The following is a 22,350-nucleotide window of genomic DNA, read 5'->3' as shown; positions in this document are numbered from 1 at the left end:
GTAGGTTGGGTAATCAGGAAGCCTGCGCGGGCAGCGCGCGCAGCACCGCGCGCACGGGGCTCGCGTCGAGCGTCGCGAATTTCAGCGGCAGTGCGATCAGTTCGTAGTCGCCGGGCGGCACGTCGTCGAGCACGATGCCTTCGAGGATCGCCATCCGGTGTGCGCGTACGCGGCGATGCGCATCCATCGTCTTCGATTCCTGCGGGTCGAGCGACGGCGTATCGATGCCGATCAGCTTCACGCCATGCGCGGCGAGCAGGTCGACGGTCTCGGGCGCGACCGCGCAGAAAGCGCTGTCCCATTGTTCGACCGCGGCGCGCGCATACGTGCGCAGCAGCACGCGCGGCGGCACGCCGTCGAGCGCGGCTTCCACATCGGCCGGTCGCACGACGGGCGACGCGCCGATGCAATGGATCACGCGGCACGGGCCGAGATAGGTGTCGAGCGGCACGGCACCGATCGGTGCGCCGTCGGCGTCGTAGTGCAGCGGCGCGTCGCAGTGCGCGCCCGTGTGCGGCGACAGCGTCAGGCGCGCGACGTTGACCGGCGAGCCGGCCTCCATCCGCCACACGCGTTCGACGGAAACCGGCGTATCGCCCGGCCACACGGGGGTGGCGGGGCTGACCGGCGGGGAGATGTCCCAGAGTGTGTCCATGGCATGACGTTTCGATGAGTCGATCCTTCGAATGATAGGTGGACGCTCGCAGAAAGTGCTTGCGAAATAAACATGGACAATCCGCCGGATTGGCAGATAATTCGACTCAGAGGGAAAACGGGGACCAAAAATGCACGCGATCACGCTCGATGCCACCGACTGCCGGATTCTGGCGGTATTGCAGGAGGAGGGCAGAATCAGCAATCTCGACCTGGCGGAACGTATCTCGCTTTCGCCATCCGCCTGCCTGCGCCGCATGCGCCTGCTCGAGGAGCAGGGCGTGATCGAGCACTATCGCGCGTGCCTGAGCCGCGAGAAGCTCGGCTTCGAGCTCGAGGCATTCGTGCAGGTGTCGATGCGCAACGAAGAGAATCAATGGCACGAGCGCTTCGCGGAAGCGCTGCGCGAATGGCCGGAGGTGGTCGGCGCGTTCGTCGTGACGGGCGAGAGCCACTATCTGCTGCGCGTGCTCGCGCATAACCTCAAGCACTATTCGGATTTCGTGCTGAACCGGCTCTACAAGGCGCCGGGCGTGATGGACATCCGGTCGAACATCGTGCTGCAGACGCTGAAGGATGAAGCCGGCGCGCCGGTCGGGCTGGCGCGCACGGGAGCGATCAAAGCGGTGTGAGGCCGTGGAAGCCGCCGCCGTGGAACACGAGCGGCGGCGCCGTGTCCGATACCGCGCGCACGCCGCAGCGTTCGACTTCGCCGACGAAGATCACGTGGTCGCCTTCATCGTAGCGGCTGCGGTTGTGGCATTCGAACCACGCGAGCGCGCCGTCGAGCACGGGCATGCCCGAGTTGCCGGCCGCATGCGCGATCCCTTCGAAGCGGTCGCCCTTGTAGGTCGAGAAGCGCTTGCACAGGTCGAGCTGCGAGGCCGCGAGCACGTTCACCACGTAATGGCTGTTGCCGCGGAACACGGGCGTCGACGCCGATTTGTGCGCGAGGCTCCACAGCACGAGCGGCGGATCGAGCGAGACCGAGTTGAACGAGCTGGCGGTGATGCCGATCAGCTGGCCGGACGGCGCGCGCGTCGTGATCACCGTCACGCCCGTCGCGAACTGGCCGAGTGCCTGCCGGAAGGCCGTCGCGTCGAAATCCGGCGGGTTGGCGCGGCTCATCGGGCCGCCATCCGGAACGGGACGGGCAGGCGCGGCGCGACGCGGGTGGGGCGGGCACGGCGGACGAAAGGCGACAAGGCGGTCGATTGGGAAGGGGTGCGCATGGCCCGATTTTAGCGGAATCGGGGCCGTCGAGCCCGGCCGGACGGCGCATTGCGGAGGCAGGGTGGCGTAGCGAACACTGCGGCGCGTTGCTCGATGTGCCGCTGCAGGTAGCCGGCGTGGCCGTTCCGTCGTGTTTTCGTGCGGCGCCGCCGTTCGGACTGGCGCCGCCGCATCCCACCGGCCGTCGACCACCGCACTATTGCGACGCCGCCAGTCCGAGCGACAGCGCGCCCGTCACGATCAGGCTCGATGCCCACACCGCGTCGAGATTGAACCAGCTCCGCGACACGAACTTCAGCCCGAGATAGCGGTACACGAGCCATGCGAGCCCGCCGCCGGCGGCGATCATCGCGGCCGCGTGCACGGCCGCGACGACGAGCGCCATCCCGAGATGCGCATCGACGAGCATGGCGGCCGCACGGTGGCCGGCATCGCGGTCGAGCCCGCACAGCCCGAGGTAGATCGGCACCAGCATCAGCCCCGCGCCGTGCGCGATCGCGATCGCGAACGACCACAGGCCGAGCCGCGCCGGCGGGATCCGTGCGAGCGCACGGGGATGCCGGCGCCGGATCAGCAGCACGGCGCCGAAGCCGATCACGAGCGCGCTCGCGCCGATCCGGATCGCCGACTGCCACGCGAGCAGCGCGGCGAGCAGCCCGAACGGCAGCATTACCGCGAACACCGCGAGCGCGTGGCCGAGCGCGAGATAGCCGAGCGCCGCGACGAGCGCGGTGCCGCGGCGCGTCATCAGCGCGTTCGACACCGCGAGCGGCCAGCCCATCGCGGGATTGAGCCCGTGGTAGACGCCGCTCGCGAGCACGGCCGCCCACAGGGCGGCCTGCGCGTGCAGGCCGGCGCTCAACGCTTGACCGACGGATAGCAGAACGAGTCGGTCGAGCAGTCGCCGCCTTCGAGCCGGATCTGGTGCGCGCGGTAGCCGTCGGGGAATTCGACCCAGTAGTCGTCGGCGAGCGTCAGCCCGCCGTCCGGCCCCGCATGCGCGAGCACCTGCGCGCCCGGCACGCCGTCCGGATAGAACTGGTCGTCCCACGTCGAATACAGCGAGTTGGTCCAGTACACGCGCCGGCCGTCGCGGCTGATCTCGACCATCTGCGGGCCGCCCGCGAACGTGCGGCCGTTCGAGTGCGGCGCACGGCGCGCGATGCCGCCGATGCGGACCGACCCCGCGAGCACCGGATTGTGCGGATCCGACACGTCGTACTGGCGCATCTCGCCGGTGCCCCAGCACGACACGTACAGGAAGCGGTCGTCGAGCGACAGGTCGATGTCGGTCACGAGCGGCGGCACCGCGCCGAATCCTTGCAGCAGCGGCGGCAGTTCGTCGGCCGCGGCCGGCTCGGCCGGGATCGTCGCCGTCTTCTTCACATGGAACTGGCCGCCTTCGCGCCACCAGGTCCAGATCGAGCCTTCGAGATTCGTCGTATCGACGACGACGCCGACGAACCCGTATTCGCGCGCGGGGTCATGCGCGGGCCGCACCTCGAGTGCCATCTGGTGCTGCGCGCCGAGATCGATCGTCTGCACGTTGCGCCGCGCGCGCAGGTCCCAGAAATGCAGCCGGTGCCCGTACTTGTTCGCGAGCAGGTCCTCGGGGACGATCCCGTTCTCGAATTGCGGCGGCAGCGCCCATTCGCTCGATACCATGTAGTCGCGCGGCAGGTTCCACCAGAAGTCGTAGTGCTTGTCCTGCGAGCCGCGATCGATCTCCCAGCGGCCGAGTACGTCGAACGTCTCGCAATCCATGATGAAGATGCCGGGCGCGCCGTCGGTGCCGTCCTTGCCCGCGCCGCCGAGCGTGCTCACGTAGATGCCTTCGGGGCCGCAGTGCACGGTGTGCGGGCGCGAATAGCCGGTCTTCGCGAAGACTTCGTCGGGCTCGATGATCTTGTGGATGCGCGCTTGCGTCGGGTGCGGCTTCGTGTCGATCACGTAGATGCGCGACGAGCGCAGGCCGGGGATGATCAGGAAGCGGCGCTCGAGGAACGCATGGCCGGTCAGCGGCGACAGCGACGACGAGCACGCATTCCAGCCGAAGTGGTGAAACTCGTCGCCGGTGTTCGGCATCGTCACCGTGTGCACGATTTTCCCGTAGGTCGGCGAACCGGGCTTCACGTCGATAACGGCGAGCGCGTCGGGTCTGGAAAAATCGGGGCTCAGCAACAACGTATAGGCGAATTCTTCCGCCGGCGCCTGCATTGCAAGCTCGGGAGAAGCGTGAAACGTCGGGTCAGGCCGCATGCTCATGGTGATGCCTCCTCGATGGGTTCGGATCGTGAACGCACGGCCGTTCGTTGCGGGCGTGCGGGTCGGGATGGCCGCGCGGCGTGCAGCGTGCCGGCGGGTGCGATCGACGCACGGACGCGCGTGTCGGTGCCACGCGCGGCGCCGTGCATCAGATCGTGAAAGCGGGGAACTCGGGTAACGGCGACAGGCCGGATCGCCGCGCGGGGAGCGGGACGGATGCACGGCAACGTGATGAAGCAGTCGAAGCGGCACCCCGCGACGCGGCAGCGGCCGGGCGGGTGATGCGGGCGAATTCTGTCAAGGCATGCATAGCGATGTTCCGGCAGATGATGTTTGCATCAGGGTCGGGCATGCATCGGACGCTGCGCGCGTGACGGCGGGTTTGCCACCGCGCTGGCGCGTGCCTAAGTGTAGACGAGAATCGCGCAGGGAAGTCGGGCGCGGCACCTGCGTAATCTGCCAGGTTCGCGCGCGAGTGAGATACTTGCCGGAGTGCCGCGGTGTCCCGTATCACGGGCGCGCAGCGGCGGGATGGAACGGCGGCGGCCGGCACGGGCGTGCCGCTGCCGTCATCAACGAGGGTCTGAATTCATGGGGAACGAGATGCTTGAAACCGCGACTTTGGGAGGCGGGTGTTTCTGGTGCACGGAGGCCGTGTTTCTCGATGTCGACGGCGTGACGGCCGTCCAGTCGGGTTATGCGGGCGGCCATACGCGCAATCCCGGCTACCGCGACATTTGCGAAGGCGACACCGGCCACGCGGAAGTCGTCAACGTGACGTTCGATCCGGCGCGCATCGGCTATCGCGAGATCCTCGAGATCTTCTTCGCGACGCACGATCCGACCACGCTGAACCGGCAGGGCAACGACGTCGGCACGCAGTACCGGTCGGTCGTGTTCACGCATTCGGATGCGCAGCGCGACACGGCGCTCGACGTGATCCGCGGGCTGGAGCGCGAGCAGGTGTTCGGCCAGCCGATCGTCACGCAGGTCGTGCCGCTCGACGGCAACTACTGGCCGGCCGAGGACTATCACCAGAACTATTACGCGCGGAACCCCGGGCAGGGCTACTGCTCGGTCGTGATCGGGCCGAAGCTCGCGAAATTCCGGCAGAAGTTCTCGCACCGGCTGAAGTCGCTGCGCGGCGCGTAGGCGTGCAACCGGCGGAAGCCGGCGAAGACACGCGAGAACAGGCGAGAACAGGCGAGAACAGGTGTTACGCCGCCTCGTTGCGCCACTGCGCGCACGCGGCGGCGATTTCGCGTGCGAGCGCGATGCACGACAGCGGCGCGGAGCCTTCCGCCTTGTTGTTGATCGTGATGATCACCGGCTGCCCGGCCAGCGCGTAGCGCGCGGCCAGTTCGGCGAGCGCCGAGCGCGTGGCCGGATCCTCGTCGACGAGCTTGTCGAACGGCTCGTATTTCGCTTTCGCCTGTTCGTACTTGAAGCCGCCGTGCAGGCTCCAGCGCACGATCAGCGGGCCCGGTGCGTCGCCGTCGAGCAGCGCGAGCGCGGCGGCCTGGCGCAGCGGGTCGGGCATCCGCGCGTGCAGGCCGACGCAGTAGCGCACGCCGAGCGACGCGAGCGCGCGGATGAAGCGCGGCGTAAGCAGGCTCGCGTCGCGGATCTCGATCGCGTAGCGCGTGCCGTCGGCTTCCGGCGCCAGCGGCGGGAGCGCCGCGAAGAACGCGGTCAGCCGGTCGATCAGTGCGGCCGGCTCGGCAAGCAGCGGGTCGGGCAGCGGCGAGAACTGGAACACGAGCACGCCTGCTTTGCGGCCGAGCCCTTCGAGGCACGGCTGCACGAATTCTCGGGTCGCGAGCTGCGCGTCGAGGAAGGTCGGGTTCGGCCCCGACGGCTCGCCGCGGCGGCCGCGGATCACCGCATCGGTCACCGATGCCGGCGCCTTCACGACGAAACGGAAGTCGTCGGGCACCTGCTGCGCATAGCGCAGGTAGTCGGCCACCGACAGCGGGCCGTAGAACGACCGGTCGAGGCTCACGCTCTTCAGCAGCGGATGCGCGCCGTACGCTTCGAGCCCTTCGCGCGACAGCTTCGTCTGCGCGAAATCGCCGTCGTAGACGATGCCGTTCCAGCCGGGGAAATACCACGACGACGTGCCGAGCCGGACGTTCGGCGGCAGGCCGGCCGCGGCGTCGGCGACGTCAGCGGCAATCGGCGCAGGCAGCACGCCGCGCTTGCGCCGGCCTTTCTTCGGCGGCGTGGCGGGCGGCGACGGTTCGTCCCACAGCAGGCCCGAAGAAGGTGCCGGTTCGTCGTCGGCGGCGCGGGAAGGTGCAGGTGCGGGCGGTGCTGCGTCCTGCGCGTGCGGCGTCACACGTTCATCGGGGCGGGCGGGGCGGCCGTCGTCCGCCGGCGCTGGCGACACGCGTGCAGCGTCCGCCGGCACGCCGAACAGGTCGAACTGGCCGTCGGCGTGCGGCGCGTCCAGGTTGTCGCGCTGCTGTCGTTCCTGCGGCGCCTTGCGCCGCGTCCTGCCGTCACCCATGCATGCCCAGCGTGAGGCGCCGCCTAGCGCGGCAGCGCGTGTTCGTACATGTAGCGCCGCGACCACGGCAGCGTTTTCGCGCTGCGGCCGGCCTTGCGGCACACGATCTGGAAGATCGACACGTCGTCGTGCTCGAATGCATACGCGCAGCCGGCAAGATACACGCGCCAGATGCGGAATTTTTCGTCGTCGACGAGCGCTTTCGCCTGGTCGGCCTTCGCCTCGAAGTTCTCCGTCCAGATCTCGAGCGTGCGCGCATAGTGCCGCCGCAGGCTTTCGACGTCAACCGCCTCGAGTCCGCCGCGCTGCGCCGCTTCGAGCGCGAGGCTGATGTGCGGCAGTTCGCCGTCCGGGAACACGTAACGGTCGATGAATTCGCCGCCGCCGAGCGCCGTCTCGCCGCTTTCCGCGTCGGTCGACGTGATCCCGTGGTTCATCGCGATGCCGTCGTCGGTCAGCAGCTCGCGGATGCGCGAGAAATAGAGCGGCAGGTTCTTGCGGCCGACGTGCTCGAACATCCCGACGCTCGTGATGCGGTCGAACTGGCCGTCGATCTCGCGGTAATCCTGCAGGCGGATCTCGATCTTGTCCTCGAGCCCCGCGGCCTTCACGCGCGCGGTCGCGAGGTCGAACTGGTTCTGCGACAGCGTCACGCCGAGACACGTCGCGCCGAACTTCTGCGCGGCGCGCAGCACGAGCGCGCCCCAGCCGCAGCCGATGTCGAGCAGGCGCTGGCCGGGCTGGAGCTGGATCTTCGTCAGGATGTGATCGATCTTCTTGATCTGCGCGGTGGCGAGATCCTCGTCGCCGTTCTCGAAGTACGCGCACGAGTACACCATGTTCTCGTCGAGCCACAGCTGGTAGAACGCGTTCGAGACGTCGTAGTGATACTGGATCGCCTTCTTGTCGGTGCTCTTCGAGTGATTGAAGTAGCGCTTCACGCGTGCGAGCTTGCTCGCGTTCGTCACCGTGCTGCGCGCGAGCGAGTAGCTGACGTTGATGATGTCCGACAGCCGGCCTTCGATGTCGATCTTGCCCTTCACGTACGCCTCGCCGAGATTGTCGAGGCTCGGATCGAGCAGCAGCGGCAACGCCGACGCGCTGTTGACCTTCAGCGTGACCTGCGGTGCGCTGAAGGTGCCGAAATCGAGTTGATCGCCGTTCCAAAGCACGAGGCGCGCCGGTATGTCCGCTTTCGCCCGTACCTCGTCCGCCCACTGTGCCAGCTTCTTTTCCCAGAACATTTGGATTCTCCGTTTGTTCGTTGAATCGAATACAGCCAAGTATCTTGACCGGCGCCCGCCGCTTGCGAAGCGGGCGCCCGGATGCAACACGAGACACGACCGGCGCGCGCCGGTGCCGCGCTTACGGCGACAGGCGCGAGATCGTCCAGCCCGACGCCGCCGCGGCGTCGCGCGTGTAGAGCAGGCGGTCGTGCAGCCGCGACGGGCGGCCTTGCCAGAACTCGATCGAGTCGGGCACGAGACGGTAGCCGCCCCAGTGCGGCGGCCGCGGCGGGTTGTCGCCGTAGCGTTCGCTGACGGCCTTTTCGCGCGCTTCGAGCGTCGCGCGGCTGTCGATCACCGCGCTCTGCTCCGATGCCCACGCACCGATGCGCGAGCCGAGTGGGCGCGACGCGAAATAGCGGTCGCTTTCTTCCGCGCTGGTTTTCTCGATCCGGCCTTCGATGCGCACTTGGCGCTCGAGCTCGATCCAGTAGAACAGCAGCGCGGCTTGCGGATGCGCGGCGAGATCGCGCCCCTTGCGGCTTTCGTAATTGGTGAAGAAGACGAACCCGCGTTCGTCGACGCCCTTGATGAGCACGATCCGGGCCGACGGCCGGCCGTCGTCGCCGACGGTCGCGAGCGTCATCGTGTTCGGCTCGGGCAGCTTGGCGGCGAGCGCCTCCTTGAACCAGCGATCGAACTGGGCGAGGGGGTCGGGGGCGGCATCGGCTTCGTCGAGCGAAGCACGTGAATAGTTGATGCGGAGATCGGCGAGAGTCGTCATGTTATGCAAACGCTTCAATCTGGGGCCAGTATAGCGAACGCGCAAGAATCGTGCGTGCAGAGTGGCGCGTGCGAGCGGGGAGTTCAGGCAAAATAGAGGGCTGCACGACTTACGTTTTCCTTGCTGCCATGTCCGTTGCCGACGCTGCCCCGCCCAGTTCTTCTGATCTTACCCCGACCCCGGAAATCCAGCTTGACGTGGATCGCGCCCGGCGCTTCGGCGGCGTCGCGCGCCTGTACGGCGCGCCGGCCGCCGCCGCGTTCGAGCGGGCGCACGTCGCGGTGATCGGGATCGGCGGCGTCGGGTCGTGGGTGGCCGAGGCGCTCGCGCGCAATGCGATCGGCACGCTGACGCTGATCGATCTCGACAACGTCGCGGAAAGCAATACGAACCGGCAGGTCCACGCACTCGACGGCAATTACGGCAAGCCGAAGGTCGACGCGATGGCCGAGCGGATCGCGCTGATCGATCCCGCGTGCCGGGTGAACCGGATCGAGGATTTCGTCGAGCCCGACAACTTCGACGCGCTGCTCGGCGGCGGTTTCGACTACGTGATCGACGCGATCGACAGCGTACGCACGAAGGTCGCGCTGATCGCGTGGTGCGTCGCGAAGCGGCAGCCGCTCGTCGTCGTCGGCGGCGCGGGCGGTCAGCTCGACCCCACACGAATCCGTATCGACGATCTTGCGCTGACGATCCAGGATCCGCTGCTGTCGAAGGTGCGCGCGCAGTTGCGCAAGCAGCACGGCTTTCCGCGCGGGCCGAAGGCGCGTTTCAAGGTCAGCGCCGTGTATTCGGACGAGCCGCTGATCTATCCGGAAGCGGCCGCGTGCGATATCGAGGACGGTGCCGAGCCGTCCGCGGCCGCGCATGTCGCGGGGCTCAACTGTGCGGGATTCGGTTCGAGCGTGTGCGTGACCGCGAGCTTCGGGTTCGCGGCCGCCGCGCATGCGCTGCGCGCGATCGCGGCGCAGGCTGCCGGCTGAGCGAGGGAGAGGAGGCTGCGGCGCGGGTCGTGCGCCGCAAGCAAGACGGCGATCCGGCCGGGCCGTTGCGGCCCGGCGCGTTGCGTTGCGTCGCGTGTCAGTTGAGCGCCATGCTCAGCTTGCGTCGCCATCCGGCGACGAGGTCCGGGCGATCGCCGGCCAGCTCGAACACCGAGATCAACGTGCGGCGGCCGAGATCGTCGCCGTACGCGCGGTCGCGCTGGACGATTTCCAGCAACTGCTCCACTGCACCTTCGTATGCGCGCCGCGCGATCAGGCTCTGCGCGAGGTCGAAGCGCGCGTCGAGATCGGCCGGGTTCGCCGCGATGCGTGCTTCGAGCGCGTCGGTCGGCGGCAGGTCGGCCGTGGCGTCGAGCGCGTCGAATCGCGTCTTGATCGCCTGGTAGCGCGGATCGCCGTTCTGGACGGTCTGCGGCGACAGGCGCTCGGTCTCGGCGCGCGCGGCGTCGACCTCGTTGCTCGCGAGCAGCAGCTCGATCAGGTCGAGGCGCGCGTCGTCGAAGCCGGGGTTCAGCGCGAGCGCCGCTTCGAGGTGCGTGAGCGCGTCGTCGTAGCGCTGTTCGGCCATCGCGTATTGCGCGGCGCGGCGCTCGGCTTCCTCGGGGGCGGGCAGCAGCCGGTCGAGGAATGCACGCAACTGGCCTTCGGGCAGCACGCCGACGAACTGGTCGACCGGGCGGCCGTCGGCGAAGGCGATCACGTGCGGGATGCTGCGCGTCTGGAAGTGCGCGGCGAGTTCCTGATTCTCGTCGACGTTGACCTTTACGAGCTTCCAGCGGCCTTCGTAGTCGGCCTCGAGTTTTTCCAGCAGCGGGCCGAGCGTCTTGCAGGGGCCGCACCACGGCGCCCAGAAGTCGACCAGCACGGGCGTGTCCAGCGACGCCTCGATGACGTCTTTCTCGAAAGTGGCAAGCGTGGTGTCCATGTCGTTCTCTTCGGTTCGAATATCGTCAGGATGAGGGCGGTGCGCCTCTTTTTCAACGCGGCTTCGACTCGGGCAGCGGAATCCACTCGGTCTCGCCCGGCACCTTGCCCATTTCCTGGCGCGTCCAGGCCGCTTTCGCGCGCTCGATCGCGTCGCGGCTGCTGGCGACGAAATTCCATTCGATGAAGCGTTCGCCGTCGATCCTGTCGCCGCCGAGCAGCATCGCGCGCGCGCCGCTGTCGCTCGTCAGCGTGACCGCCGCCCCCGGCGCGAGCACGGCCATCTGTTCGGCCGGCACCGGCGTGCCGTCGATCGCGAGCGTGCCGTCGACCACGTAGACCGCGCGCTCCTCGTGCGACGCGTCGAGTTCGAGCCGGCCGCCGGCCGCGAATTCGGCCGCGACGTACAGCGTGCGCGAGAACGTCGTGACGGGTGAGCGCAGCCCGAACGCGTCGCCTGCGATCACCGTCAGCGCGACGCCGTCTTCGTCGCGCTTCGGCAGCGTGTCGGCCGGATGGTGCTCGAACGACGGCTCGGTCGTCTCGTGCGCCTGCGGCAGCGCGACCCAGGTCTGGATCCCGTGCACGGTGTGACCGCTGGCGCGCTGCGCGTCGGGCGTGCGCTCGGAGTGGACGATCCCGCGGCCGGCCGTCATCCAGTTCACGTCGCCCGGCACGATGGCCTGCAGCGAGCCGAGGCTGTCGCGGTGCAGGATCGCGCCGTCGAACAGGTAGGTGACGGTCGCGAGCCCGATGTGCGGATGCGGGCGCACGTCGAGCCCCGTGCCGGCCGGCAGCGTGGCGGGGCCCATGTGATCGAAGAAGATGAACGGGCCGACGAGGCGCGCGGCGAGCGCCGGCAGCGTGCGGCGAACCTGCAGGTTGCCGATGTCGCGCACGTGCGGCTTCAGCAGGGCTTTGATCGAGTCGGTCATGGCGGCTCCAGTGAGGCGGCGGGGGATGCCGGTCATTGTACTGGCCGCCCGCCGCCGATTCCATGCGCGCCGCGCGGGTATCGGCCCGCCCGGCGAAACCCGCTAGACTGACGCGCTTCGGAACAACGATTCGAATCGAGGAGACACCGATGATGGCCCCGAAGGACTTGCTGCTCGCGCTGGTCGTGATTCTGGCGTGGGGCGTGAACTTCGTCGTGATCAAGGTCGGCCTGCACGGCATGCCGCCGATGCTGCTCGGCGCGCTGCGCTTCACGCTCGCGGCCGTACCCGCGGTGTTCTTCGTGCGCCGGCCGCAGATTCCGTGGCGCCTGCTGGTGCTGTACGGCGCGACGATCCAGCTCGGCCAGTTCGTGTTCCTGTTCACCGGCATGTACGTCGGCATGCCGGCCGGCCTTGCGTCGCTCGTGCTGCAGTCGCAGGCGTTCTTCACGCTCGTGTTCGCGATGCTGTTCCTCGGCGAACGGCTGCGCGTGCAGAACCTGGTCGGGCTCGCGATCGCCGCGGGCGGGCTCGTCGTGATCGCCGCGCAGGGCGGCCGCGCGATGACGCTCGCGGGCTTCCTGCTGACGATCGGCTCGGCCGCGATGTGGGCGTTCGGCAATATCGTCACGAAGAAGGTCGGGAAGGCGAACCTCGTGTCGCTCGTCGTGTGGGCGAGCCTCGTGCCGCCCGTGCCGTTCTTCCTGCTGTCGCTGTGGTTCGAAGGGCCGCAGCGCATCGCGACCGCGCTCGCGGGGCTCGACGGCGCGTCGATCTTCGCGGTCGTCTATCTCGCGTTCGTCGCGACGCTGCTCGGCTACGGGCTGTGGAGCCGCCTGCTGTCGCGCTACCCGGCCGCGCAGGTCGCGCAGTTCTCGCTGCTGGTGCCGGTCGTCGGGCTCGCGTCGTCGGCGCTGCTGCTCGACGAGCACCTGACGCAAGCGCAGCTGATCGGCGCGGCGCTCGTGATGGGCGGGCTCGCGGTGAACGTGTTCGGCGGGAAACTGATGCGCCGCTTCTCGGCGTCGTGACGCGCCGGCACGCGATGCGTGCCGGCGGCAGGGGACGGACGGCCGTCAGGCCATCCGGTTCTTCGCGAGCGGCGGATTCGCGGCGAAATAGCGCTTGATGCCGCGGAAGATCGCGTCGGCCATCTGGTCGCGATAGCTGTCGTCGTTCAGCCGGCTTTCCTCTTCCGGGTTGCTGATGAACGCGGTCTCGACGAGGATCGACGGAATGTCGGGCGCCTTCAGCACCGCGAACCCGGCCTGCTCGACCGACCCCTTGTGCAGCTTGTTGATGCCGCCGACTTCCTTCAGCACGTAGTTGCCGTAGCGCAGCGAGTCGCGGATCTGGGCCGTTGTCGACATGTCGAACAGCGCGCGGTTCACGGCCGCGTCCGCCGTCTTGATGTTGATCCCGCCGATCAGGTCGGACGAATTCTCCTTGTTCGCCATCCAGCGCGCCGCGGCGCTCGTCGCGCCGTGATCGGACAGCGCGAACACCGACGAGCCGCGCGCGGACGGCGTCGTGAATGCATCCGCGTGGATCGACACGAACAGGTCGGCGCCGACGCGGCGCGCTTTCTGCACGCGCACGTTCAGCGGCACGAAGAAGTCGGCGTCGCGCGTCATCATCGCGCGCATGTTCGGTGCGCCGTCGATCTTCGCGCGCAGCTTCTTCGCGATGTCGAGCGCGATGTGCTTCTCGTACGTGCCGCCGCCGCCGATCGCGCCCGGATCCTCGCCGCCGTGGCCCGGATCGATCGCGACCGTCAGCAGGCGCACGGTGCCGCCCTTGCCGGATTTCGGCGCGGTGAACTTGTAGGTGTCGCCGTCGTCGTCGCTGTCGTCGCGGCGCGCGATGACGGGCGGCGGCTTGACGGCCGGCTTCGGCGGCGTCGAAGGCGTGCCGGCCGCCGGCGGCGTGCGCGGCGTGGCCGGCGTGTTCTGCGCGAAGCGCTGGAAGAACGCGTCGCTGTTGTCGCCCGCGCCGGGCGGCGGCGTACCGGGGCCGGCCAGCGTGGACGGCGGCTGCATCTGCTGCGCGCGCGCGTTGTCGTTGAGCGCCTGTTCCTTGCGTTCCGTCTGCGCGATCAGGTCGGACAGCGGATCGGGCGCGACGGCCGGATACAGGTCGAACACGAGCCGGTACTTGTAGGTGCCGACGGGCGGCAGCGTGAATACCTGCGGCTTCACCGAGCCTTTCAGGTCGAACACCATCCGCACCACGTGCGGCTGGTACTGGCCGACGCGCACCGACTGGATCTGCGGATCGTTCGGCGCGATCTTCGACACGAGGTCGCGCAGCGCCTGGTCGAGATCGAGGCCGGTCAGGTCGACGACGAGACGGTCGGGACCCTGCAGCAGCTGTTGGCTATTCTGCAGCGGCTGGTCGGATTCGATCGTGACGCGCGTGTAATCGCGCGCGGGCCACACGCGCACGCCGAGCACCGACGACGCGTGCGCGAGCCGCGGCGCGACGAGGCCGAGCACCAGCGTGGACGCCCCCGCGCGCAGGATCTGGCGGCGCCGCCAGTTGTGCGTCGCGGTGGCCGCCGATTCGATCGAGCGGAACGGTTTGATCAACATCTTTCGAGACATGCCTTTCCTGAAGCGCTGTACGCCCGGACGGTGAGGGCGCGGCCGTCGCCATCCACGTCGAGCGAGAAAACCAGATCGGGCACGCCGAGCAGGGCGCCCGCCTGTTGCGGCCATTCGACGAGGCAGATCGCGCTGGAATTGAAATATTCGCGAAAGCCTGCATCGGACCATTCGGCCGGATCGTTGAATCGATACAGATCGAAGTGATAGACCTCGAGTTCCCCATCGCTGCGTTCGAGCGCGTAAGGCTCGACGAGCGTGTAGGTCGGGCTGCGCACGCGGCCCTGGTGGCCGAGGCCGCGCAGGATCGCGCGCACGAGGGTCGTCTTGCCCGCGCCGAGATCGCCCACCAGCTGGATCTGCAGCCCGTCGAACGCATGGGCGCGGTCGAGTTCGAGGCGTGCCGCGTCGAGCGCGTGCGCGAAGCGCGTGCCGAATGCGTCGGTCGCCGCTTCGTCGGCGAGCGCGATCACGCGCTCCGCGAGCGGGGCGGGCAGCATGGCGTCGTGAGGCGATTGGCTGGACGTGGCTGGCATTCTCGTAAAATAGTGCGATGAACCGATTACCGGAACTCGCCGCATCCGACAGGCCTTCGACTCATGCCGAAGGCGCGGCGCCGTGCGCGCTCGATGATGCGGCGTTGACTGCGCTCGCCGCTCGCATCAGGGCGTGGGGGCGCGAATTGGGTTTCGGGGCGATCGGCATCAGCGATACCGATCTCTCGGATGCCGAAGCAGGCCTCGCCGCCTGGCTGGAAGCCGGATACCACGGCGAAATGGATTATATGGCGAAACATGGGATGAAACGCGCGCGCCCGGCCGAACTTGTGGCCGGTACGCGACGCGTGGTTTCCGTGCGGCTCGCCTATTTGCCGGCAGAAACGCTCGCGGGCGGCGAGCCCGGCGCGCTCGTGCCGCACGACTGGCGTGCCCGTGAACGCGCGCGGCTCGACGATCCTCAGGCCGCCGTCGTGTCGATCTATGCGCGCGGTCGCGATTATCACAAGGTGCTGCGCAACCGGCTGCAGACGCTCGCGGAGCGCATCGAGCATGAGATCGGCGCATTCGGCTACCGCGTGTTCACCGATTCGGCGCCCGTGCTCGAGGTCGAGCTCGCGCAGAAGGCCGGCGTCGGCTGGCGCGGCAAGCACACGCTGCTGCTGCAGCGTGACGCCGGCTCGCTGTTCTTCCTCGGCGAGATCTACGTCGACCTGCCGCTGCCGACCGACGCGCACACGTCGCCGGATGCCGCGCCCGAGACGCCGGGTGCGCACTGCGGCAGCTGCACGCGCTGCATCGATGCGTGTCCGACCGGTGCGATCGTCGAGCCGTACCGCGTCGACGCGCGCCGCTGCATCTCGTACCTGACGATCGAGCTGAAAGGCAGCATCCCCGAAGCGCTGCGGCCGATGATCGGCAATCGCGTGTACGGCTGCGACGACTGCCAGCTCGTGTGCCCGTGGAACAAGTTCGCGCAGGCCGCGCCCGTCGCCGATTTCGACGTGCGGCACGGCCTCGACCGCGCGACGCTCGTCGAGCTGTTCGCGTGGGACGCGGAGACATTCGACACGCGGATGCAGGGCAGCGCGATCCGGCGCATCGGTTATGAAAGCTGGTTGCGCAATCTCGCGGTCGGGCTCGGCAACGCGCTGCGCGCGGACGCGGACCGGCTCACGCCGCCGGCGCGCGACGCGATCGTCGCCGCGTTGCGTGCGCGGGCCGACGATCCGTCGCCGGTCGTGCGCGAGCATGTCGAATGGGCGCTGCGTGCCGCGTGAAGGCGGCGTAAAGTGTCGTCGGCGCGCGGCACGGGGCGCGCATTCATCGGTCAGGAGAAGGCAATGTTCAACGCAGTGATCGACGCGCCGTTCGGCAAGGTCGGCATCCGCACGGACGCCGCGGTGGTGCGCGAGATCGTCTATCTGCCCGAATCGGTGAAGTCGGTCGATCCGGATTCGCCGCTCGCGAAGCGCGCGGTCCAGCAGATCGAACGTTATTTCGGGCGTGCGTCCGCGCGCTTCGACCTGCCGCTCGCCGAAGTCGGCAGTGCATTCCAGCACCGCGTGTGGGACGTGATCAGCGATATCCCGCCCGGCACGGTGCTGACCTACGGGCAGGTCGCGAAGCGGATCGGCAGCGCACCGCGCGCGGTTGGCCAGGCGTGCGGCGCGAACTATTTCCCGCTCGTGATTCCGTGCCATCGCGTCGTCGCGGCGGGCGGCCTCGGCGGCTTCGCGAACCACGACGACAACGGCTATTACCAGAAAGTGAAGCGCTGGCTGCTGGCGCACGAAGGCGTGCCGTACTGATGAGTGAACCACTGACGACTCCCGAAGCCGACGGCGATGCTGCCGCGGCCTCGCCCGCGCTGCTCGCGAGCCGCGCGTCGATCGACGTCTTCTGCGATGCGCTGTGGCTCGAGCACGGGCTCGCGCGCAACACGCTCGATGCCTATCGGCGCGATCTGGTGCTGTTTTGCCAGTGGCTGGCCGAGACGCACGATACGCAGCTCGATCTGGCCGACGAGGCGATGGTGACGGGCTACATCGCCGCACGCAGCGACGGCAAGGCTACGTCGTCGAACCGGCGGCTGTCGGTGTTCCGTCGCTATTACGGCTGGGCCGTGCGCGAGCATCGCGCGAGCGCCGACCCGACGCTGCGGATCACGTCCGCGAAACAGGCGGCGCGGTTTCCGTCGACGCTGTCGGAGGCGCAGGTCGAGGCGCTGCTCGGCGCACCCGACGTCGGCACGCCGCTCGGCCTGCGCGATCGCACGATGCTCGAGCTGATGTACGCGAGCGGGCTGCGCGTGAGCGAGCTCGTGACGCTGAAGACGGTCGAGGTCGGCCTGAACGAAGGCGTCGTGCGCGTGATGGGCAAGGGTTCGAAGGAGCGGCTCGTGCCGTTCGGCGAAGTCGCGCACGGCTGGATCGAGCGCTACCTGCGCGAGGCGCGGCCCGCACTGCTCGGCGCGCGCGCGGCCGACGCGCTGTTCGTGACCGCGCGCGGCGACGGGATGACGCGCCAGCAGTTCTGGAACATCATCAAGCGCCACGCGCAGCAGGCCGACGTGCGTGCGCACCTGTCGCCGCACACGCTGCGGCATGCGTTCGCGACACACCTGCTGAACCACGGCGCCGACCTGCGCGTCGTGCAGATGCTGCTCGGCCACAGCGACATCTCGACCACCCAGATCTACACGCACGTCGCGCGCGAGCGGCTGAAGACGCTGCACGCGCAGCACCACCCGCGCGGTTAGTGCGCGGGGCGCGCGTATCCGGCACCGCGCGGGCGCCGGTGTGCGCTCGATGTGCGCGCAGCCGCCGCCGGCGTCAGACCAGCTCGCGCAGCTTGTGCTTCAGCACCTTGCCGGTGGAGGCGGCCGGCAGCGCGTCGAGCACGCGGATGTGCGCCGGGCGCTTGTAAGGCGTGAGCCGCTCCGCGCACCACGCGTGCAGCGCGGCTTCGTCCGCGGTCGCGCCCGGCACCAGCTCGACGAACGCGAGCACTTCCTCGTTGCCGTCGACCGAGCGGCCGATCACGGCCGCCTGCACGACGTCCGGATGCGCGTTCAGCACCTGCTCGACTTCCACCGGGTACACGTTGAAGCCCGAGCGGATGATCAGCTCCTTGCTGCGACCCGCGATCGTCACCGCGCCGTCGGCTTCCTGCCGCGCGAGATCGCCGGTACTCAGCCAGCCGTCCGGCGACACGGCCGCACGCGTCGCGTCGGCGTTGCGGTAATAGCCGAGCATCACGTTCGGCCCGCGCACGCGGATCTCGCCGACTTCACCCGGCGGCACGTCGGTGCCGTCCGGCGCGACGATCCGCATCTCGACACCCGGAATCGGCACGCCGACCGAGCTGTCGGCGCGCGGCGCGTCGAGCGGCGTCTGCGTGATCGTCGGGCTGCTTTCGGTCATCCCGTAGCCGTTGTGCAGCGGCACGCCGTACTGGCGCTCGACGCGTGCCTTCAGGTTCGCGTCGAGCGGCGAGCCGCCCGAATACGCGAAGCGCAGGCGCGGCGCGTGCCACGCGTGGCCGTGCGTGTGCAGGTGCTCGAGCAGTTTCGCGTGCATCGCGGGCACGCCCTGGAAGATCGTCACGCCTTCTTCGGCGAGCGCGATGCGCACGGCTTCCGGCGAGAAGCGCGGCGCAAGCCGCAGCGTCGCGCCCGCGTACAGGCTGCCGAGGCAGACCGACGCGAGCCCGTACACGTGCGACACGGGCAGCACCGTGTAGACGACGTCGTCGGGCGACACGCGGCGCAGCGTGCTCGACGTGGCCGCGATGAACAGCAGGTTGCGGTGCGACAGCATCACGCCTTTCGGCGCACCCGTCGTGCCGGTCGTGTAGATCAGCGCCGCACATTGCGCAGCGCCGTCGGCGGCGACCGGTTCGGTGGGCGCGTTCGCGTCGACGCGATACGACCACGCGCCGATGTCGACCGGCAGCGCGCCGGCGGGCGTCGCGCCGAGCCGCGCGGCATGCGCGCGCGCGTCGGGCGATGCGTCGATCGTGAACACGACCAGCTTCGGGCGCGCGTGCGCGGCGATCGCATCGAGTTCGCCGGCCGACAGCCGCGCGTTCGACACGAGCGCCCACGCGTCGACGCGGGCGACCGCGAACAGCAGCACGACCTGCGCGACACAGTTTTCGGCGACGATCATCACGCGGTCGCCGCCCTGCACGCCGAGGCTCGCGAGCCGCGCGGCCGCCGCATCGACGGCCTGCGCCAGCTCGCCGTACGACAGGCGGCGCGCATCTTCGATCAGCGCCGGATGCGCGGGCGCCTGCGCGGCCCAGCGCGCGGGCACGTCGGCGATGCGGCGCGGCAGCGCGGCGAGCAGGGCGTCGACGTCGAGCGACTCGGAAGAATGGATGGGCGAGGGCATGGCGTCTCCAGAAAAGGGGGCCGGGCGGCGGCTTCACGATGTTTGCGAACGATCGTGCCATGACGGCGCACACGCCACAATCGGCCAATCGGGCAATAGCACTTCGCGATGTCCGCAATGATGACGGGCGGAATCGTGGCGGTGGTGGCGGCGACCCGGGCGGCCATCCGGCGGAAAACGGGCCGCGAGTATACCGCCGACCCACCCGCCGGCCCGCGCACGTGGCCGCCCGCCTGCCGGTCGTTCGCCATTAAAATGCCGCCATGAGCAAATCCAGACACGTGTCCGAAACCCCCGCGACCCAGCTGTTGCGCCGCCATGGCGTGACGTTCGGCGAGCACCCGTACGACTACGTCGAGCACGGCGGCACCGGCGAATCGGCGCGCCAGCTCGGCGCGGACGAGCACTGCGTCGTGAAGACGCTCGTGATGGAAGACGAGCACGCGAAGCCGCTGATCGTGCTGATGCACGGCGATCGCACCGTATCGACGAAGAACCTCGCGCGGCAGATCGGCGCGAAGCGCGTCGAGCCGTGCAAGCCCGAGGTCGCGAACCGCCATTCGGGCTATCTCGTCGGCGGCACGTCGCCGTTCGGCACGCGCAAGACGATGCCCGTCTACGTCGAGGCGACGATCCTCGAATTGCCGACGATCTACCTGAACGGCGGCCGCCGCGGCTACCTCGTCAGCCTCGCGCCGGCGGTGCTCGTGTCGCTGCTCGGCGCGCAGCCCGTGCAGTGCGCGAGCGTCGACTGAGGGTTTCACCTTCGTGGCACCCCGCGCCCGTTCGGTAGAATGGGCGCCGTTTCGGCCTGCCGGCTTGCCGCGCACGGCCGTCCCTTCACCGATACGTTGAAAGAAGAGTCCTCCGCATGCAGATCCTGCTCGCCGCCCTCGTTGCCTACCTGATCGGTTCGGTGTCGTTCGCCGTCGTCGTCAGTTCCGCGATGGGCCTGGCCGACCCGCGTTCGTACGGGTCGAAGAATCCCGGCGCGACCAACGTGCTGCGCAGCGGCAACAAGAAGGCCGCGATCCTGACGCTCGTCGGCGATGCATTCAAGGGCTGGATTGCCGTCTGGCTCGCGCGGCGCCTGGGCCTGCCCGACGTCGCGGTCGCGTGGGTCGCGATCGCCGTGTTCCTCGGCCACCTGTATCCGGTGTTCTTCCGCTTCCAGGGCGGCAAGGGCGTCGCGACGGCCGCCGGCGTGCTGCTCGCCGTGCACCCGGTGCTCGGGCTCGCGACAGCGCTGACCTGGCTGATCGTCGCGTTCTTCTTCCGCTACTCGTCGCTCGCGGCGCTGGTGGCGGCCGTGTTCGCGCCGGTGTTCGACGTGTTCCTGTTCGGCACGGGCCACAATCCGGTCGCGTGGGCCGTGCTCGCGATGAGCGTGCTGCTCGTGTGGCGTCACCGCGGCAACATTTCGAAGCTGCTTGCGGGGCAGGAAAGCCGGATCGGCGACAAGAAGAAGGCGGCTGCAGACAGCAGCGCGCAGGACGGCGGGAAAGCCTGAGAAAGCGCGGCGCCTGGCCGCGCGCCGGGCGCGCCGCGTATGCGGGGCCCGGCGGGATGACGCGACGGATCGGCTGGCGATCAGTCGCGGAAGTTGTTGAAGTCGAGCGGCGTGTCCGTCACGTCCTTGCGCAGCATCGCGATCGTGCTCTGCAGGTCGTCGCGCTTCGTGCCCGATACGCGCACCGCATCGCCCTGGATGCTCGCCTGCACCTTGATCTTGCTGTCCTTCACGAGGCGCACGATCTTTTTCGCGAGATCGCCCGTCACGCCCTTCTTCACGGTGACGATCTGCTTGACCTTGTCGCCGCCGATCTTCTCGACCTTGCCGTAGTCGAGGAAGCGCACGTCGACATTGCGCTTGGCCAGCTTGCCGATCAGCACGTCCTTGACCTGGCCGAGCTTGAAATCGTCGTCGGCGAACAGCGTCAGCTCGCGTTCCTTCTGCTCGACGCGCGCGTCGGAGCCCTTGAAGTCGAAGCGCGTCGAAATTTCCTTGTTCGACTGCTCGATGGCGTTCTTCACTTCGATCATGTTCGCTTCGGAAACGACGTCGAACGATGGCATGGCATTCTCCCTTGAGATGCGGGCACCCGGCTCGCGCGCGGGCACTCGCTATAATTGCGGACTGTTTGCCATTTTACCGATGCCCCTCCGTTTGCCCAAGGCCGGCCGTCCGCCGGCCCCGGGCCGACGTGACCGCGAATGCCGATGCCTCCTGACGATTCCGCCCTGTCGCTGCTTCCCGACCATCCGCTCGCCGCGCACAACACGTTCGGCATTGCCGCGAACGCGCGCTTTGCCGCGCGCATCACGCAGGCGTCGCAGTTCGAGGCGCTGCACCGCGATCCGCGCGTCGCGAACCTGCCGCAGCTCGTGCTCGGCGGCGGCAGCAACGTCGTGTTCACGCGCGATTTCGACGGCGTCGTGCTGCTCGACGAGATCGCCGGCCGCCGCGTCGTGCGCGAGGACGACGGCGCGTGGTACGTCGAGGCCGGCGGCGGCGAGAACTGGCACGCGTTCGTCGCGTGGACGCTCGAGCACGGGATGCCGGGCCTCGAGAACCTCGCGCTGATTCCCGGCACCGTCGGCGCCGCGCCGATCCAGAACATCGGCGCGTACGGCCTCGAGATGAAGGCGTATTTCGACTCGCTGGTCGCGGTCGAGCTGGCGACGGGGCGCAGCGAGCGCTTCGACGCCGCGCGCTGCGCGTTCGGCTACCGCGACAGCTTCTTCAAGCGGGACGGGCGCGGCCGGTTCGCGATCGTGTCGGTGACGTTCCGGCTGCCGAAGCAATGGACGCCGCGGCTCGGCTACGCGGACGTCACGCGCGAGCTCGACGCACGGGGCATCGCGGCCGATGCGGCGACGCCGCGCGACGTGTTCGACGCGGTCGTCGCGATCCGCCGCGCGAAGCTGCCCGATCCGCTCGTGCTCGGCAACGCGGGCAGTTTCTTCAAGAATCCGGTGATCGACGCCGCGCAGTTCGACGCGCTGCGCGCCCGCGCACCCGAGGTCGTGTCGTATCCGCAGCCGGACGGGCAGGTGAAGCTGGCGGCCGGCTGGCTGATCGACCGCTGCGGCTGGAAGGGCCGCGCGCTCGGTGCGGCGGCCGTGCACGACCGCCAGGCGCTCGTGCTCGTCAATCGCGGCGGCGCGACGGGCGCCGACGTGCTGGCGCTGGCGCAGGCGATCCAGGCTGACGTGCGTGCGCAATTCGGCGTCGAGCTGGAGGCGGAGCCGGTCTGCCTGTAGCGCCGGTCCTGCGCCGCTTTCCAGGTGCCCAAGCAAAAAGCGCCGATCGTCG

23 protein-coding genes are annotated in these 22,350 nt (G+C 68.9%); 10 read left to right on the top strand and 13 right to left on the bottom strand.

Going from position 1 to position 22,350, the window contains the following annotated elements:
- Positions 1-13: 13 nt before the first annotated feature.
- Complete coding sequence (gene kynB / locus DIE03_RS33285) at positions 14-655, bottom strand: arylformamidase (RefSeq protein ID WP_124456396.1); 642 nt, start codon at positions 653-655, stop codon at positions 14-16.
- 130 nt (positions 656-785) lie between these two features.
- Between kynB and DIE03_RS33280 the strand changes: the two genes are divergently transcribed.
- Positions 786-1,286: an Lrp/AsnC family transcriptional regulator gene (locus DIE03_RS33280; RefSeq protein WP_006477992.1), complete on the top strand. Its 501-nt coding sequence runs from the start codon at positions 786-788 to the stop codon at positions 1,284-1,286.
- On the opposite strand, the gene DIE03_RS33275 is transcribed toward DIE03_RS33280, so the two are convergent.
- From DIE03_RS33275 to DIE03_RS33265, 3 genes are all read right to left on the bottom strand, one after another.
- Positions 1,273-1,782, bottom strand: a complete 510-nt coding sequence (locus tag DIE03_RS33275) for a flavin reductase family protein (protein WP_124456395.1) — start codon at positions 1,780-1,782, stop codon at positions 1,273-1,275. The two genes, DIE03_RS33280 and DIE03_RS33275, sit on opposite strands and share 14 nt — an antisense overlap.
- Before the next feature lie 301 nt (positions 1,783-2,083).
- On the bottom strand, positions 2,084-2,749 hold the full coding sequence (locus tag DIE03_RS33270; protein WP_124456394.1) for a hypothetical protein: 666 nt from the start codon (positions 2,747-2,749) through the stop codon (positions 2,084-2,086).
- A complete protein-coding gene (locus DIE03_RS33265; RefSeq protein ID WP_124456393.1) occupies positions 2,746-4,152 on the bottom strand; it encodes a selenium-binding protein SBP56-related protein in 1,407 nt (468 codons plus the stop codon). The genes DIE03_RS33270 and DIE03_RS33265 overlap by 4 nt, the downstream gene beginning before the upstream one ends.
- A 591-nt stretch (positions 4,153-4,743) precedes the next feature.
- Here DIE03_RS33265 and msrA point away from each other — a divergent pair.
- Positions 4,744-5,304 (top strand): peptide-methionine (S)-S-oxide reductase MsrA, encoded by a 561-nt coding sequence (msrA, locus tag DIE03_RS33260; protein WP_124456392.1) that lies wholly within the window; start codon positions 4,744-4,746, stop codon positions 5,302-5,304.
- A gap of 64 nt (positions 5,305-5,368) precedes the next feature.
- Here the strand turns inward: msrA and DIE03_RS33255 are convergent, their stop codons facing one another.
- From DIE03_RS33255 to pdxH, 3 genes are all read right to left on the bottom strand, one after another.
- Positions 5,369-6,661 (bottom strand): DUF72 domain-containing protein, encoded by a 1,293-nt coding sequence (locus DIE03_RS33255; RefSeq protein WP_124456391.1) that lies wholly within the window; start codon positions 6,659-6,661, stop codon positions 5,369-5,371.
- A 23-nt stretch (positions 6,662-6,684) separates the two neighbouring features.
- Entirely contained in the window at positions 6,685-7,905 is a 1,221-nt protein-coding gene (locus tag DIE03_RS33250) for a cyclopropane-fatty-acyl-phospholipid synthase family protein (protein ID WP_124456390.1), read from the bottom strand.
- 121 nt (positions 7,906-8,026) lie between these two features.
- Positions 8,027-8,671 (bottom strand): pyridoxamine 5'-phosphate oxidase, encoded by a 645-nt coding sequence (pdxH, locus tag DIE03_RS33245; protein ID WP_124456389.1) that lies wholly within the window; start codon positions 8,669-8,671, stop codon positions 8,027-8,029.
- 128 nt (positions 8,672-8,799) lie between these two features.
- On the opposite strand from pdxH, the gene DIE03_RS33240 reads away from it, so the two are divergent.
- Positions 8,800-9,657 carry a ThiF family adenylyltransferase gene (locus DIE03_RS33240; RefSeq protein ID WP_124456388.1) on the top strand — a complete coding sequence of 286 codons (858 nt, stop codon included), beginning with the start codon at positions 8,800-8,802 and terminating at the stop codon, positions 9,655-9,657.
- Between the two features lie 97 nt (positions 9,658-9,754).
- Here DIE03_RS33240 and trxA read toward each other — a convergent pair whose 3' ends face one another.
- Together trxA and DIE03_RS33230 are read right to left on the bottom strand one after the other, a co-directional pair.
- Entirely contained in the window at positions 9,755-10,603 is an 849-nt protein-coding gene (gene trxA, locus DIE03_RS33235; protein ID WP_124456387.1) for a thioredoxin, read from the bottom strand.
- A gap of 52 nt (positions 10,604-10,655) precedes the next feature.
- Positions 10,656-11,537: a pirin family protein gene (locus DIE03_RS33230; RefSeq protein ID WP_124456386.1), complete on the bottom strand. Its 882-nt coding sequence runs from the start codon at positions 11,535-11,537 to the stop codon at positions 10,656-10,658.
- Between the two features lie 152 nt (positions 11,538-11,689).
- Here DIE03_RS33230 and DIE03_RS33225 point away from each other — a divergent pair, with 152 nt between their 5' ends.
- The gene (locus DIE03_RS33225) at positions 11,690-12,568 is read left to right on the top strand and encodes an EamA family transporter (protein ID WP_185658275.1); all 879 of its coding nucleotides are present in this window, start codon (positions 11,690-11,692) and stop codon (positions 12,566-12,568) included.
- A 45-nt stretch (positions 12,569-12,613) separates the two neighbouring features.
- On the opposite strand, the gene DIE03_RS33220 is transcribed toward DIE03_RS33225, so the two are convergent.
- Together DIE03_RS33220 and tsaE are read right to left on the bottom strand one after the other, a co-directional pair.
- The gene (locus tag DIE03_RS33220; protein WP_124456384.1) at positions 12,614-14,140 is read right to left on the bottom strand and encodes an N-acetylmuramoyl-L-alanine amidase; all 1,527 of its coding nucleotides are present in this window, start codon (positions 14,138-14,140) and stop codon (positions 12,614-12,616) included.
- Positions 14,122-14,676, bottom strand: a complete 555-nt coding sequence (gene tsaE / locus DIE03_RS33215; protein ID WP_124456383.1) for a tRNA (adenosine(37)-N6)-threonylcarbamoyltransferase complex ATPase subunit type 1 TsaE — start codon at positions 14,674-14,676, stop codon at positions 14,122-14,124. Before tsaE ends, DIE03_RS33220 begins: the two co-directional genes overlap by 19 nt.
- 17 nt (positions 14,677-14,693) lie before the next feature.
- Here tsaE and queG point away from each other — a divergent pair, with 17 nt between their 5' ends.
- From queG to xerD, 3 genes are all read left to right on the top strand, one after another.
- Positions 14,694-15,917 (top strand): tRNA epoxyqueuosine(34) reductase QueG, encoded by a 1,224-nt coding sequence (gene queG, locus DIE03_RS33210; protein WP_124456382.1) that lies wholly within the window; start codon positions 14,694-14,696, stop codon positions 15,915-15,917.
- Positions 15,918-15,980: 63 nt separating this feature from the next.
- Positions 15,981-16,448, top strand: a complete 468-nt coding sequence (locus DIE03_RS33205) for a methylated-DNA--[protein]-cysteine S-methyltransferase (protein WP_124456381.1) — start codon at positions 15,981-15,983, stop codon at positions 16,446-16,448.
- Complete coding sequence (xerD, locus tag DIE03_RS33200; RefSeq protein WP_124456380.1) at positions 16,448-17,398, top strand: site-specific tyrosine recombinase XerD; 951 nt, start codon at positions 16,448-16,450, stop codon at positions 17,396-17,398. The genes DIE03_RS33205 and xerD overlap by 1 nt, the downstream gene beginning before the upstream one ends.
- 73 nt (positions 17,399-17,471) lie before the next feature.
- Here xerD and DIE03_RS33195 read toward each other — a convergent pair whose 3' ends face one another.
- Positions 17,472-19,034 (bottom strand): class I adenylate-forming enzyme family protein, encoded by a 1,563-nt coding sequence (locus DIE03_RS33195; protein ID WP_124456379.1) that lies wholly within the window; start codon positions 19,032-19,034, stop codon positions 17,472-17,474.
- Positions 19,035-19,297: 263 nt separating this feature from the next.
- Here DIE03_RS33195 and ybaK point away from each other — a divergent pair, with 263 nt between their 5' ends.
- The gene (gene ybaK, locus DIE03_RS33190; RefSeq protein WP_124456378.1) at positions 19,298-19,789 is read left to right on the top strand and encodes a Cys-tRNA(Pro) deacylase; all 492 of its coding nucleotides are present in this window, start codon (positions 19,298-19,300) and stop codon (positions 19,787-19,789) included.
- Positions 19,790-19,905: 116 nt separating this feature from the next.
- A complete protein-coding gene (gene plsY, locus DIE03_RS33185) occupies positions 19,906-20,544 on the top strand; it encodes a glycerol-3-phosphate 1-O-acyltransferase PlsY (RefSeq protein WP_124456377.1) in 639 nt (212 codons plus the stop codon).
- An 80-nt stretch (positions 20,545-20,624) separates the two neighbouring features.
- Here plsY and DIE03_RS33180 read toward each other — a convergent pair whose 3' ends face one another.
- Positions 20,625-21,110, bottom strand: coding sequence for a YajQ family cyclic di-GMP-binding protein (locus DIE03_RS33180; protein WP_021162564.1), 486 nt, complete (start codon positions 21,108-21,110; stop codon positions 20,625-20,627).
- Between the two features lie 138 nt (positions 21,111-21,248).
- On the opposite strand from DIE03_RS33180, the gene murB reads away from it, so the two are divergent.
- Positions 21,249-22,298 carry a UDP-N-acetylmuramate dehydrogenase gene (gene murB / locus DIE03_RS33175; RefSeq protein ID WP_124456376.1) on the top strand — a complete coding sequence of 350 codons (1,050 nt, stop codon included), beginning with the start codon at positions 21,249-21,251 and terminating at the stop codon, positions 22,296-22,298.
- The last annotated feature ends 52 nt before the right edge of the window (positions 22,299-22,350 follow it).

Origin of the sequence: Burkholderia sp. Bp8992 (genome assembly GCF_003853705.1) — a bacterium.
GTDB lineage: Bacteria > Pseudomonadota > Gammaproteobacteria > Burkholderiales > Burkholderiaceae > Burkholderia.
The sequence above is the reverse complement of the archived record's forward strand: the minus strand, read 5'-3'. Positions and strand labels throughout refer to the sequence as shown.